This window comes from Pseudomonas sp. ME-P-057, from assembly GCF_030208975.1.
GTDB classification, from domain to species: Bacteria; Pseudomonadota; Gammaproteobacteria; order Pseudomonadales; family Pseudomonadaceae; genus Aquipseudomonas; species Aquipseudomonas lutea.
Genome location: NZ_JARVSX010000023.1, coordinates 85,408 through 98,768 on the forward strand (window position 1 = coordinate 85,408; position 13,361 = coordinate 98,768).

The 13,361-nt window shown below is 59.0% G+C and carries 14 protein-coding genes; 5 read left to right on the plus strand and 9 right to left on the minus strand.

From position 1 onward, the window contains the following. Window positions 1-119: 119 nt before the first annotated feature. Entirely contained in the window at window positions 120-995 is an 876-nt protein-coding gene (locus QRN48_RS13485) for an aldose epimerase family protein (protein WP_191943101.1), read from the plus strand. A gap of 662 nt (window positions 996-1,657) precedes the next feature. On the opposite strand, the gene QRN48_RS13490 is transcribed toward QRN48_RS13485, so the two are convergent. Further along, entirely contained in the window at window positions 1,658-2,527 is an 870-nt protein-coding gene (locus tag QRN48_RS13490; RefSeq protein ID WP_037014835.1) for a MurR/RpiR family transcriptional regulator, read from the minus strand. Between the two features lie 231 nt (window positions 2,528-2,758). On the opposite strand from QRN48_RS13490, the gene zwf reads away from it, so the two are divergent. The 3 genes from zwf to QRN48_RS13505 are packed head-to-tail and all read left to right on the plus strand — an operon-like array spanning window position 2,759 to window position 5,626. Next, window positions 2,759-4,228: a glucose-6-phosphate dehydrogenase gene (zwf, locus tag QRN48_RS13495; protein ID WP_037014832.1), complete on the plus strand. Its 1,470-nt coding sequence runs from the start codon at window positions 2,759-2,761 to the stop codon at window positions 4,226-4,228. Continuing rightward, a complete protein-coding gene (pgl, locus tag QRN48_RS13500; RefSeq protein WP_285351120.1) occupies window positions 4,215-4,934 on the plus strand; it encodes a 6-phosphogluconolactonase in 720 nt (239 codons plus the stop codon). The genes zwf and pgl overlap by 14 nt, the downstream gene beginning before the upstream one ends. Before the next feature lie 17 nt (window positions 4,935-4,951). Then, entirely contained in the window at window positions 4,952-5,626 is a 675-nt protein-coding gene (locus tag QRN48_RS13505) for a bifunctional 4-hydroxy-2-oxoglutarate aldolase/2-dehydro-3-deoxy-phosphogluconate aldolase (RefSeq protein WP_037014828.1), read from the plus strand. A gap of 342 nt (window positions 5,627-5,968) precedes the next feature. On the opposite strand, the gene QRN48_RS13510 is transcribed toward QRN48_RS13505, so the two are convergent. Then, complete coding sequence (locus QRN48_RS13510; protein WP_285351122.1) at window positions 5,969-7,174, minus strand: aminotransferase class V-fold PLP-dependent enzyme; 1,206 nt, start codon at window positions 7,172-7,174, stop codon at window positions 5,969-5,971. 28 nt (window positions 7,175-7,202) lie between these two features. Beyond that, window positions 7,203-7,466, minus strand: a complete 264-nt coding sequence (locus QRN48_RS13515) for a DUF3820 family protein (protein ID WP_285351125.1) — start codon at window positions 7,464-7,466, stop codon at window positions 7,203-7,205. A gap of 232 nt (window positions 7,467-7,698) precedes the next feature. Here QRN48_RS13515 and QRN48_RS13520 point away from each other — a divergent pair, with 232 nt between their 5' ends. Further along, window positions 7,699-8,172: a PA2169 family four-helix-bundle protein gene (locus QRN48_RS13520; RefSeq protein ID WP_037014826.1), complete on the plus strand. Its 474-nt coding sequence runs from the start codon at window positions 7,699-7,701 to the stop codon at window positions 8,170-8,172. 42 nt (window positions 8,173-8,214) lie between these two features. Here the strand turns inward: QRN48_RS13520 and QRN48_RS13525 are convergent, their stop codons facing one another. The 6 genes from QRN48_RS13525 to QRN48_RS13550 all read right to left on the minus strand — a co-directional run bounded on the left by QRN48_RS13525 (window position 8,215) and on the right by QRN48_RS13550 (window position 13,292). After that, window positions 8,215-9,744, minus strand: a complete 1,530-nt coding sequence (locus tag QRN48_RS13525) for a sensor domain-containing diguanylate cyclase (protein WP_191942947.1) — start codon at window positions 9,742-9,744, stop codon at window positions 8,215-8,217. Window positions 9,745-9,788: 44 nt separating this feature from the next. Then, complete coding sequence (locus QRN48_RS13530; protein WP_037014815.1) at window positions 9,789-10,061, minus strand: HPr family phosphocarrier protein; 273 nt, start codon at window positions 10,059-10,061, stop codon at window positions 9,789-9,791. 16 nt (window positions 10,062-10,077) lie between these two features. Then, window positions 10,078-10,935 carry an RNase adapter RapZ gene (rapZ, locus tag QRN48_RS13535; RefSeq protein WP_037014813.1) on the minus strand — a complete coding sequence of 286 codons (858 nt, stop codon included), beginning with the start codon at window positions 10,933-10,935 and terminating at the stop codon, window positions 10,078-10,080. A 2-nt stretch (window positions 10,936-10,937) separates the two neighbouring features. Next, entirely contained in the window at window positions 10,938-11,402 is a 465-nt protein-coding gene (gene ptsN / locus QRN48_RS13540; protein ID WP_037014804.1) for a PTS IIA-like nitrogen regulatory protein PtsN, read from the minus strand. Between the two features lie 12 nt (window positions 11,403-11,414). Continuing rightward, window positions 11,415-11,723 carry a ribosome hibernation-promoting factor, HPF/YfiA family gene (gene hpf, locus QRN48_RS13545; protein WP_037014798.1) on the minus strand — a complete coding sequence of 103 codons (309 nt, stop codon included), beginning with the start codon at window positions 11,721-11,723 and terminating at the stop codon, window positions 11,415-11,417. A 75-nt stretch (window positions 11,724-11,798) separates the two neighbouring features. After that, complete coding sequence (locus QRN48_RS13550; protein WP_191942948.1) at window positions 11,799-13,292, minus strand: RNA polymerase factor sigma-54; 1,494 nt, start codon at window positions 13,290-13,292, stop codon at window positions 11,799-11,801. Between the last annotated feature and the right edge of the window lie 69 nt (window positions 13,293-13,361).

The following is a 13,361-nucleotide window of genomic DNA, read 5'->3' on the forward strand; positions in this document are numbered from 1 at the left end:
GTGTGTGCTTTACGGGCAGCCAGGCTGCCCGTTTTTTTTTGCGTACTTTTCGCCACCGACGTTTCTGTTCGGAAGCATTTTTTCTCGCCTGAGTAACTGCCATCTGGAGCGCCATACCGATGCCCTTCAGCGAAACCGGCTCGATCGAGCATCCTCTCCAGCGTTTTTTCACCGCGGTCCGCCCGCAGCCGACTTTTCAGTGGGAGCGCTATCAACAGCGCGATGTGCTCGTTATCAATCACGAGCAGTGTCGGGCAGTGTTCAGTCGGCAGGGCGCCCAGTTGCTGCATTTCGAGCCTTGCGGGCAGAAACCGTGGTTATGGTGTGCCGCGCAGTGGCCTCTGGTCGGCGCGATACGCGGCGGTGTGCCGGTCAGTTGGCCATGGGTGGGGCGGCATCCGGGAGAAAGCGGCTGGCCTGCAAATGGCTGGGGGCGCTTGCTGGACTGGAAGCTTGTGGACAGCCAAGAGCACGCCGGGGGTGTGACATTACACTGGCAGCTGAAGCTGTGGGACTGGCAGGCAGACTTGTATGCAGAGCTGGGGCAGGGGATGGATCTGCGTTTGACGACGCGGCACCAGGACAGCGAGGTTTGTCACTTTGGTCACGGGTTTCATCCCTACTGGCGGATCAGCGATGTGGCAGATGTCGCATTGCAGGGCCTTGAGGGGACGCACGGCTACGACGAGCTGACCCGCAGCGCCTGTGAGCACGAAGGCGATCTGCGCATTCTGGGCAGTTGTCAGCGCGTCTTCGAGCACGCAGGCGTACTCGAACTGCGAGACGACGCCTGGCAGCGAAGTCTGAGCATCGACACGGGCGACAGCGACAGGACGGTGGTCTGGCATCCCGGCAACCGACCCTTACTCGGTGTAGGAGGCGAAGAGGCCATGGGTTTTCTACGGGTAGAAGCGGCGTCTGGTGTGGATGAATGCCTGAGCCTGGCACCGGGTCAGCACGCCACGCTGAGCCTGCAAGCCACGTTGGTCCACTGAGCGACGTAAAAAGCTATCCATCGGCATCCACGGCCAAAAGAGGCTCACGCCTGCCCGCGAACGCAGGGTGTCAGCGCGGTTATATCTGCCTGATCCACCGCATTCGCGAGCAAGCTCACTCCCACAGGTATTTTGTTCGTACCGAAAATTCTCGATCACAGCCAACCCCTGTAGGAGCGCGCTTGCCCGCGAACGCAGGGTGTCAGAACGGCTATATCTCCCTGACCCACCGCGTTCGCGAGCAAGCTCACTCCCACAGGTATTTTGTTCGTACCGAAAATTCTCGATCACAGCCAACCAGTGTAGGAGCGCGCTTGCCCGCGAACGCAGGGTGTCAGCGCGGTTATCTCTCCCTGACCCACCGCCTCGCGAGCAAGCTCACTCCCACAGGTATTTTGCGGTCCCGAAATTATTGATCACGGCCAACCCCTGTAGGAGCGCGCTTGCCCGCGAACGCAGTGTGTCAGCGCGGTTATATCTGCCTGATCCACCGCCTCGCGAGCAAGCTCACTCCCACAGGTATTTTGTGATCCCAAAATCCTTGGTCAGGGACTGGAACTGTAGGAGTGAGCTTGCTCGCGAAAGCTTTTCAAGCCATTGAGATGTGGAAAGCCGGAATGCCTAATCACGGACAAGCGCGGTCCTGCAAACTCAGCGTTTGCTCAATTCAGCTCATCGTCCGCCGGATAGCGGCTGGCGTTCAGGCTCTCTTTGATCTTGCGCAGGTGCGGCTGGAAGTCGACGCCCCGGCGCAGCGTCATGCCCGTCGCCAGAACATCCAGAACCGTCAGCTGCACGATCCGCGAGGTCATGGGCATATAGATGTCGGTGTCTTCCGGCAGCGGTATGTTCAGGCTCAACGTGCTGGCTTTCGCCAAGGGCGAGTTGGCAGCCGTCAGGCCCAACACTGACGCGCCGTTTTCCCTGGCGATGCGTGCCACTTCCACCAGCTCGCGGGTACGCCCGGTGTACGAGATGATGACGAATAGCTCGCCCGTGTGCGCGACCGACGCCAGCATGCGCTGCACCAGCACGTCGGCATGGGCGGTAACGGCCAGGTTGAAGCGGAAAAACTTGTGTTGCGCATCCAGTGCGACCGGCGCAGACGCGCCAAGGCCGAAGAAGTGGATCTGACGGGCCTGTATCAGCAGATCGACCGCTTTGCTGATCAGATTCGGGTCAAGCACCTGACAGACACTGTCGAGGGAGGCAATCGCGCTGCCGAAGATCTTCCGCGTGTAGGCTTCCGGGTTGTCATCGGCTTCCACCGCGCGGCTGACGTAGGCGGCGCCGCTGGCCAGGCTCTGCGCCAGCTGCAACTTCAACTCGGGATAGCCGCTGACATCGAACGAGCGGCAGAATCGATTGACCGTCGGTTCGCTGACCTTCGCGGCCTGCGCCAACGCGGCGATGCTGAATCGGGTGGCCTGTTGGGGATTGCTCAGAATCGCCTCAGCGACCTTGCGCTCGGCCTTGTTCAGCTCTTCCAGACGACTCTGGATCTGCTCCAGAAGATTGCGTACGCGGTCCATTGATTGTCCTTCTGATGAAACGGCAACAGGCCGGTCGGCGGGCCTTTATTAAAAGAGTCGGAATTTGGGCCTTTAGCCTGTCGCAAAGGTGGCCTATCGTACTGAGGGCCTGTGGTGATCACCACTCTAATGTGGTTTTGGTGGGGATGTTGTGGTTATTACTACATTTGGCCTTGAGTAACGCCTTTAAAAAAGGTATTTGTAGCCTAACTTGATAAAAGAACCAACATTATGCTCTCGATTACGGTTGAACCGTGCACTTTTGCGTTGTTTGGCGCCTTGGGTGACCTGGCGGTACGCAAACTGTTTCCTGCGTTGTACCAGCTTGATCGAGCTGGACTGCTGCATGCCGAGACCCGAATTATTGCGTTGGCCCGTGAGCCCGGGACGCCTGAAGAGCACCTGGCTTACATCGATAAAAGCCTGCGTCGCTTCGTTCCCGAGGCGCAGCTTGAGACCGAGCACGTGGAGCGTTTTCAGGCTCGCCTGAGTTACCTGCACGTGGACTTCCTCAAGGGCGACGATTACGTCGCGCTGGCTGAAGCCGTAGGCGACGCGCCGACCATGATTGCCTACTTCGCGACCCCCGCGTCGGTCTATGGCGCCATCTGCGAAAACCTCGCGCTGGTCGGCTTGACCGAGCGTACTCGCGCCGTGCTGGAAAAGCCCATCGGGCATGACCTCGCCTCGTCGCGTAGGGTCAATGATGCCGTCGCGCAGTATTTGCCCGAGACCCGTATCTACCGGATCGACCACTACCTGGGCAAGGACACGGTGCAGAACCTCATTGCGCTGCGTTTCGCCAACAGTCTGTTCGAAACGCAGTGGAACCAGAACCACATCTCCCACGTGGAAATCACCGTGGCAGAGAAGGTTGGCATTGAGGGGCGCTGGGGCTATTTTGATCAGGCCGGCCAGTTGCGCGACATGATTCAGAACCACCTGCTGCAATTGCTCTGCCTGATCGCGATGGACCCGCCCAGCGACCTCTCGGCCGACAGCATCCGCGACGAGAAGGTAAAAGTGCTCAAGGCACTGGCGCCGTTCACGCCGGAGCGTCTGGCCACGCAAGTGGTGCGCGGGCAGTACATCGCCGGCTACAGCGACGGCAAACCGGTGCCCGGTTACCTTGAAGAAGAAAACTCCAATACCCAAAGCGACACCGAGACGTTCGTCGCGATTCGCGCCGACATCCGTAACTGGCGCTGGTCAGGCGTGCCGTTCTACCTGCGCACGGGCAAGCGCATGCCGCAAAAACTGTCGCAGATCGTGATCCACTTCAAAGAGCCGCCGCACTACATCTTCGCCCCCGAACAGCGCTTGCAGATCAGCAACCGGCTGATCATCCGCCTGCAGCCCGATGAAGGCATCTCGCTGCAAGTGATGACCAAGGATCAAGGCCTGGACAAAGGTATGCAGCTGCGCAGTAACCCGTTGCAGCTGAGTTTTTCCGATGCCTACCGCAGCGCGCGTGTACCGGACGCCTACGAGCGTTTGCTGCTTGAGGTCATGCGAGGCAACCAGAATCTGTTTGTCCGCAAAGATGAAATTGAATACGCATGGCAATGGTGCGACCAGTTGATCGCTGGCTGGAAGAAGGCGGGCGACGCGCCCAAGCCTTATCCCGCCGGTTCATGGGGGCCGATGAGCTCCATCGCTCTGATTACGCGTGACGGGAGGTCCTGGTATGGCGATATGTGAACTTGAATTTCCGGCGGGTCTGAAGACTCACGAATTCGATAATTCTGAAGTGCTTGCGAACGCGCTGGCCGATCACGTGGCTGAGCGCCTGGGTGCTGCGATTTCCAGTAATCCCCACGGCACGGCCACGCTGGTGGTATCGGGTGGCAAAAGTCCGGTGGCGTTTTTCAAAGCGCTGACCCAGAAGCCACTTGAATGGTCGAAAGTCTGCGTCACTCTGGCTGACGAGCGCTGGGTGCCGACCGAGCACGCCGACAGCAACGAAGGCCTGCTCAAGCGTTTTCTGCTTCAGGGCCCGGCGGCCGAGGCGGGTTTCTTTAGCCTGTACCGTGCGACGACGACGGTGGATGAAGCCGCGGCCGAGACCGACAAGGCCCTCACCGAGCTGCCGAAGATCGACGTGCTGATTCTGGGGATGGGCGACGACGGCCACACCGCATCGCTGTTCCCCGAGAGTCCGCATCTGAAGGAAGCGCTGGACCTCAACAGTGATCGTCGCTGCCTGCCCATGCTCGCGCCGACCGTCCCGCATCAGCGTCTGACCCTGACCCGGCCCGTACTGGCGTCGGCAGCGACCACCATCCTGTCCGTTTCAGGGCAGGCCAAACTCGACACATTGCGCGCGGCCCTGGCAGGCGATGACCTCGCCGAAATGCCCGTGCGTGCGTTCCTCAACCCGTCTCTAGAGATCTACTGGTGCCCATAAGCAAAGGATCAGCCGCCATGGAAAATACCCAAGTGAAGCAGCCGTTGAACAGCATGGCGAGCAAGATTGCCCAGATCGACGCGCTCTGCGCGAAAGCGAAGATTCTCCCGGTCATCACCATCGCCCGCGAACAGGATGTCTTGCCGCTGGCCGACGCCCTGGCCGCAGGCGGTCTGAATGCGCTGGAAATCACCCTGCGCTCGGAGTTTGGGCTGAAGGCCATCCGCATGCTGCGTGACGCGCGTCCGGAGATGAGCGTGGGTGCCGGGACCATTCTTGATCGTCACATGCTCAAGGCCGCGGAAGAGGCGGGTTCCCAGTTCATCGTCACGCCTGGCAGCACTCAGGATTTGCTGGAAGCCGGCGCGCAGAGCGAATTGCCTTTGCTGCCGGGAATCAGCAGCGCTTCGGAAATCATGATCGGGTATGCGCTGGGTTATCGCCGCTTCAAGTTGTTCCCCGCAGAGATCAGCGGCGGTGTGGGTGCCATCAAGGCGTTGGGCGGCCCGTTCCCGGAAGTCCGCTTCTGCCCAACCGGCGGCGTCAGCGCGGCCAACTTGAAAAGCTACATGGCGCTGCCGAACGTGATGTGCGTGGGCGGTACCTGGATGATCGACAACGCATGGGTGAAGAACGGCGACTGGCAGCGCATTACCGACGCCACGGCCGAGGCGATTGCCTTATTCGACTGAGCCCAAGCGCTGGCGCACAGGTGCAAGGCCCTTCAGCCTTCGTTCAAGTGAAGGCTGGTTAAATACTGAATATGATTGGATTGAAACGCTCTGCGGGGCGTTGCTGCAGAAGTCGTTGTTGTTGCATGGCTATTTAGCGGTGCTCCTTGGTCGGGAGCGCCGCTTTTTTTTCGAGTTTTTCTGCACGACATAAATATGTACCCCGCGAAGTCTCGCGAGGACGTTTATCTTTGCCGCTCCTTTGTAGTTCGTTTCTCGATGGTTTATGCGGCGTCTCCGTGATGGAGGCGCCGTTTTTTTTTTTGGTTAAGGGGTCGTCTTGGTCAGGCTATTCATGCAGGGTCAGGCGAGGGCGCGCAATGCGGAGACCAAGTGTTCAATGTCCTTGATGGAGGTGGTGAAGCCCGGGGTGATGCGAATGCATGTCCCGCAAGCCGACCCTTCCCGCGTCACCGCGAAGATTCCGTACTCATCCAGCAGGCGTTTAACCATGCGTTCCTGATCGGCGTGACGGCTGAACCTGAATGAGGTAATGCCGCAATACAGCCGAGGATCGTCCGGCGTGAGCACGTCAATGCCCTCAATTGCTCGCGCCTGAGTCACCCAACAGTCTCGCAGGTAAGCCAGCCGGGCACCCTTGGCGGTCGCACCTCCCATGGCACGGTGGTCTGCGAAGACTTTGGGCAGCGTCATCAGTGCTGGAATATTCGGCGTGCCATACGGGACGCGTCCGAGAATATCGTCCGCCCCATAACGTTCGTCCGCCATGTCCGGATCAATAGCACTCAGGCGCGCCTGCTTTACGTAGATAAAGCCCAGGCTCAACGGTGCGCCTATCCACTTCTGCAAATTGAACCCGGCAAACGAGACGCTCAGGTCCGCGAGCTCGAAATCCAGTAAACCCAGCGCATGAGCGCCGTCAAGAATCACTTCCACGCCGTGATCACTGGCCAGCTCAGCGATTGCCTTGACCGGCATCACCAGCCCGGTCCGGTGGGTGACGTAGGTCAGTGCAACCAGCTTGAGGCGGGGATGGGCAGCGAATGCTTCACGGTAGGCCTGCAATAGCGCGTCGTGGCTGGCAGGGTGCTGGTGGGTGATTTCGATCACCTCCACGCCACGGTTCTTCGCCAGCCAGCGCATGCCGGTTTGAACGCTGTTGTAATCCAGGTCACTTACGAGCACCTGATCACCGGGAGCCAGGCCGTTGTAGTTGCGAATCAGCGACTGTACCGATTCGGATGCGGAGCGGGTCAAGGCGACGTCCCGCACGGGCACGTTGAGCAGGCTTGCAAGGTCGGCGCGGATGGTCTCGCTGTCCAGTGTGTCGAACTGTTGCCTCACATAGACCGAGTTGCTGCGGTTGACGTAAGCAAGGTTTTGCTCGTAGTCCTGAAGTGCCCCGCGGGTCATGCGGCCGAAATAGCCGTGCTCAAAGTTGACCGGGCCAGGCTCCAGATCATACTGCGCAGCAATCTGCCCCCAGAACTCCTCGTCCCGAGCCTGCTCATCCACTGTTTCCGGTGTCGCGTATGCTGTGCTGTTCATCAGGCTGCTCGCTGTGGTCATTGGCCATTCAGTTGAAGCGTATGGGGGCTTTCGATGGGCCGCTGCGCAAGGGCTCGCGGGGACGTGTACGCAGGGGGTCGAGCAATGCCGAGAGTCCGTTGTGGTCGATCTCGTGCATAAGTGCCAGCAAGCTGCCGAGCTCGCCTGCAGGGAAACCCTGCCGCGTAAACCAGTTCAGATAGTCGCCGGGGAGGTCGGCCAATAAGCGGCCCTGATACTTGCCGAACGGCATCTCACGGACGACCAGCAGTTTGAGTTTTTCAGGTTCCATGCAAAACCGCATATCCATTGGGGTGAATCCGGACAATACGTGCATTCTGCAATTGCGAAAACATACAGATCATGCAGAAAGCGCGGTGCAACTGTCGCTTGATAAGTATAAGTGACTGAAATAAAAGGATATTTCATTTGCGGAAAAGCTGGCATGCACAGTGCAATATTACTTGCATAGAGCGTTTCGCTTAATCGAACCTTTGATAAACCTGCCAGAAAGGAACCGCAAAATGTCGGATATCAACAAAGAAGCCATCTCTGTTCTGAATGACTTGATCGAGACCAGCATTGACGGTGAAAAAGGTTTCCACACTGCTGCTGAAGACGCCAAGAACCCAGAAATCAAGGCTTACCTGCTTTCCCGCTCTTCCGGCTGCAAAACCTCTGTTGCCGAGCTGCAAGCCGAAGTGCGTGCACTGGGCGGCGACCCAGAAGATTCCTCGAGCGTCGCTGGCGGCGCACACCGTCTGTGGGTAAACCTGAAAAGTGCCCTGACCGGTAAGAGCGACGAAGCCGTTCTCAACGAAGTCGAAAGCGGTGAAGACCACGCCCTGAAGGCTTACAAAAAAGCTGCACAGGAAGCCACCGAGAAGAACCTGCCAGCCAACGTCACTGCCCTGATCCAGCGTCAGCTGCAGGGCGTGCAGGCGAACCACGACAAGGTCAAAGCCCTGCGTGACACCGTTCGTGCTGCCAACAAGTAAGTTGCAGTAGCTCGAAAAAACGCCAGCCAGTCTGGCGTTTTTTTATGCCTGGCGTTCGGCGTCTGGATGAACGTAGGGTTCGACCTCCACGCGATTTCTGCCATATTTCTTCGCGCGATAAAGCGCTCGGTCGGCAGCGTGAAACAGTGGCTCGGGCAAGTCGTGGGTCGCTGGCAGATGCGTGGCGACGCCGATGCTGATGGTGATAGGTACGGTGTCATCAGCGAACGGCGGAAGACCTTCGACGGCCAGGCGCAGTTTTTCGGCGATTACGCATGCACCGGACTTGTCCGTTTCAGGGAGCACGATCATGAATTCCTCACCGCCATAGCGCGCCGCCAGATCCCCGGGCCTGCGAATGTTCGCAGCAAGGGTCTGGGCAACGCTGCGCAGTGCGACATCGCCACCGTGATGCCCATGCCGGTCGTTGAAAGCCTTGAAGTGGTCCACATCAATCATCAGTAATGCCAGCGGCCTGCCCGTGCGTATACCTCGCGCCCATTCCTGCTTCAGGACCTGATCCAGCCTGCGCCGATTCGCCAGCCCGGTGAGGCCATCGGTCGCGGCCAGGCCGGCCAGTTCACGCTCCGCCTTATGACGAAGGCGCAACTGCCGGCCGAGTAACCATGACAGCCACACAATCCCGAGGCAGAGCAGGCCGGTCGCGCCTGCCACCAACAGTGCATTGCGTTTCCATACGGCGTAGACATCGTCCCGTGACTGGGCCACCACGACAATCAACGGCAAGTCGCCCACACGGGAGAAGGTATAAAGGCGTTGCGCGCCATCCAGCTCGGAAACTGCCGCAAAACTGCCATTAACCTCTTTCAGGATCCGTTTGAAGTTCGGTCGCATGCTGAAATTCTGGCCGATGAATGTCCGGGTGTTGTCATCCGGCTGACGCGCAAGCAATACACCCTCTGCACTGAGCAGGTTAACCGTGCTGGTCGGCCCGATGTCGAGGGTGCGGAACAACTGATCGAAATAGGAAAGCCGCATCGATGCGCTGGCGACCCCGACGAACCTGCCATCATCAGACGGGAGACGGCGGCTTAAACTGATGCAGAGGTCCTTGAAACCCCAGCGCGAAAGAAAAGGCCCGTCCACCCGCAACGCCAGCGAGCCACTGTTCTTGAGGTCGGAAAAACCCGGACGATCCGAAAAATCGTCTTGCCGTGGTATGAGCGATGTGGAATCGGCGATGATCCGGCCAGTATCGTCAAGCAGCACCAGGTCCCCTTTATAGGGGGCAGCCGTGGCGCGATCGAACAGGACCAATTGCCGTAGCTCCGGGGAAATGGTCATGAGGTCGGGCCGGCGCCATGCAGCGATCAAGCCCTGAAGAGAGGTGTCGTACAGCTCGGCATTGCGCTGCACGTCGGCGTCGATCAGTTGCACGACATTGTTTGCCGAGCGCACGGCGGCCTCGCTGGCAGTGCCGAGTTCGCGAAAGAGCAGCCATCCCACGATGGCCAGAATAGCCGCCACGGCCACCACGCTGCCCAGCATCAGTATCTTCTCGGACCCTGATCTGACCCCTCGCGCGTCGGGAGGCATGGCTGTCAGTGGCATCGATCATCTCAGGCAGGAAGGAGGGCTTTGCTCAGGGGAGAGGTTTATTCGCCTTCGTCGAACTTGTTGTTGATCAGATCCGTCAGGCCTTTGAGCGCAGCATCTGCCTCCTCGCCTTCAGTTGCCAGGTGGATCTCGGTGCCCTTGCCAGCAGCGAGCATCATGACGGCCATGATGCTTTTGCCGTCGACCATGGACTCTGGCGTGCGGCCGACCCTGATCTGGCATGGGTACTTGCCGGCGACGCCCACGAATTTGGCTGCGGCACGGGCGTGCAAACCCAGCTTGTTGATGATGGTGATTTGTAGAGCGGGCATCGCGATGGAGGTCCTTTCAGCTTAGGTCGCGGTGGCGAACCTGAACATTCTTGAGCGATTGCTGCAGGACCTGACCCAGGCGTTCGGTCAGGTAGACGGAGCGGTGGTGCCCGCCCGTGCAGCCAATGGCGATTGTGACGTAGGCGCGGTTACTGGCGGCGAAGCGCGGCAACCACTTGTTGAGGTATGAAAAGATGTCCTGAAACATCTCTTCGACATCCGGCTGGGCCGCCAGGTATTCAGCCACTGGCTTGTCGAGGCCCGATTGCTCGCGCAGTTCGGGCTTCCAGTACGGATTGGGCAGGCAGCGCACATCGAAGACCAGATCAGCGTCGACGGGCATACCACGCTTGAAGCCGAAAGATTCGATGAGGAACGCCGTGCCTGGCTCAGGCTTGTTCAGCAGCCGCAGTTTAAGAATGTCGCGCAGCTGATAAAGATTGAGGTGGGTGGTGTCGACCGTCAGGTCAGCCAGATCGATGATCGGGCCGAGCAGGGTCTTCTCGTCGCGGATGGCTTCTGCCAATGAACGCGTGGCCGTGCTGAGCGGATGACGACGACGTGTCTCGGAAAAGCGTTTGAGCAGGGTGGCTTCATCCGCGTCCAGAAAGAGCACGTCGCACTGGATGTGCCGCGCGCGGACTTCTTCGAGCATGCGCGGGAATCGGGTCAGGTGACTCGGCAAATTGCGTGCGTCGATTGAAACCGCCAACAGCGGCTCCGCCAGCTCGGTGTTGATCAACGCGCGTTCGGCAAGCTCCGGAAGCAGGCCCGCAGGGAGGTTGTCGACGCAATAGAAGCCGCTGTCTTCGAGGACATCGAGAGCCGTGCTCTTACCGGAGCCGGAGCGACCGCTGACGATGATCATGCGCATGGTCAGTGACCGTTCTGGGCGTCGAGGACGACGTTATACAAATCTTCGCTGGTTTTGGCGCCGCGCAGGCTTTTACGCACGTCTTCGCGATCAAGCATGCTGGCGATCTGACGCAGCAGCTCGAGGTGAGCGTCGGTCGCCGCTTCAGGCACAAGAAGCACAAACAGCAGATCGACCGGCGCGCCGTCGATGGCGTCGAAGTCAATGGGTTTCTCGAGATGCAGAACTGCGCTCACGGGTGTGGTGCAGCCCTTCAAGCGGCAGTGAGGAATGGCAATGCCGTTGCCAAAGCCGGTCGAACCCAGCTTCTCACGGGCAATAAGGCTTTCAAACACCACCTCTTCGTCGAGATCGGGCACTTCTCTGCCGATCATCTTGGCAATGTTTTGGAGTACGGCTTTCTTGCTGCCGCCTGGCACGTTCACGAGTGAACGGCCAGGGGTCAGGATGTTTTCAAGTCGGATCATGAGTGGGGAGTATCAGCGAGCAGTCGCGCCTTGCAGCAGACTTTGCTGTTTTTCCTTATGTTTTTTGAGTTGGCGGTCAAGCTTGTCGGCAAGCAGGTCAATGGCGGCGTACATGTCGTCGTGTTCAGCGTTGGCAACCACTTCTGCGCCAGGCACATGCAAGGTGGCTTCAATTTTCTGCTTGAGCTTCTCGACCTCCATGGTGACCTGTACGTTGGTTATCTTGTCAAAGTGGCGTTCCAATCGGGCGAGCTTCTCGCCGATGTAGGTACGCAGAGGTTCGGTCACTTCCAGCTGGTGTCCACTGATGTTGACTTGCATACAGCTTCTCCTTCGTTGCCAGTGCATTAAGAGGCAGGCGTAGTGCCTGCCGCTGGAACGCTTTGACGCATGACCTTACATCAGTCGCTTGCGTTCGCTGGACGGCGCAATCCCCAGGGATTCGCGGTACTTGGCGACTGTGCGACGGGCCACTTGGATGCCTTGTGCTTCCAGTAAACCAGCGATCTTGCTGTCACTCAACGGCTTTTTCTGATTTTCCGCGGCGACCAGTTTTTTGATGATCGCGCGAATGGCCGTTGACGAGCATTCGCCGCCTTCCGAGGTGCTGACGTGGCTGGAAAAGAAATACTTGAGCTCGTAAATTCCGCGTGGGGTGTGCATGAACTTCTGCGTCGTAACGCGCGAGATCGTGGATTCATGCATGCCCACCGCTTCAGCGATGTCGTGCAGGACCAGCGGCTTCATCGCCTCGTCGCCGTACTCCAGAAAGCCACGCTGATGTTCAACGATTTGAGTGGCCACTTTCATCAGCGTTTCGTTGCGGCTTTGCAGGCTCTTGATGAACCAGCGCGCTTCCTGCAACTGGTTGCGCATGAAGGTGTTGTCGGCACTGGTATCGGCACGACGCACAAAGCCGGCGTACTGCGGGTTGACCCGCAAGCGTGGAACGGACTCCTGGTTCAATTCCACCAGCCAGCGCTCGTTGTCCTTGCGCACGATGACGTCAGGGACGACATATTCAGGTTCGCTGGATTCGATCTGCGAGCCGGGGCGGGGGTTGAGGCTCTGGACCAGCTCGATGACCTGACGCAGGTCATCTTCCTTGAGCTTCATGCGGCGCATCAGCTGTGAGTAATCGCGGCTGCCCAGTAGATCGATGTAATCACCGACCAGCTTCTGCGCTTCGGCCAGCCACGGGGTCTTGGCCGGTAACTGTCGCAGCTGCAACAGGAGGCATTCGCTCAGGTTGCGAGCGCCAATGCCGGCAGGCTCGAACTGCTGAATACGATGCAAAACCGCTTCGATCTCGTCCAGCTCGATGTCGAGTTCAGGGTCGAAAGCGTCGAGCAGCTCTTCCAGTGTCTCGTCCAGATAGCCCTGGTTGTTGATGCAGTCGATCAGGGTCACGGCGATCAGGCGATCGGTGTCCGACATCGGCGCCAGGTTCAGCTGCCACAGCAAGTGGCTTTGCAGGCTCTCGCCAACCGAGGTGCGGGTGGTGAAGTCCCACTCATCGTCATCGTTGCTGGGCAGGCTGCTGGCGCTGGTCTGATAAACGTCTTCCCACGCAGTGTCGACGGGCAGCTCGTTGGGGATGCGCTCGCTCCAGTCGCCTTCTTCAAGATTGTCCACAGTCGGCGCCGACTCCTGATAGGTCGGCTCCTGAACATCGGCGTTGGGCTTTTGATCTATGTTATCGGCCAAAGGGTCGGCGTTATCGAAATCGTCGCCTTCCTCTTGCCGTTCCAGCATCGGGTTCGACTCCAGCGCCTCTTGAATCTCCTGTTGGAGATCCAGCGTCGACAACTGAAGTAAACGGATTGCCTGTTGCAGCTGCGGGGTCATCGTCAGCTGCTGGCCCATTCTCAAGACTAGCGAAGGTTTCATGGCAGGGCTAAACACCTTATTCGCCGGCGCACTGCGCGCCATTTACTACCAGGGCGCCAAGGGCGCCAA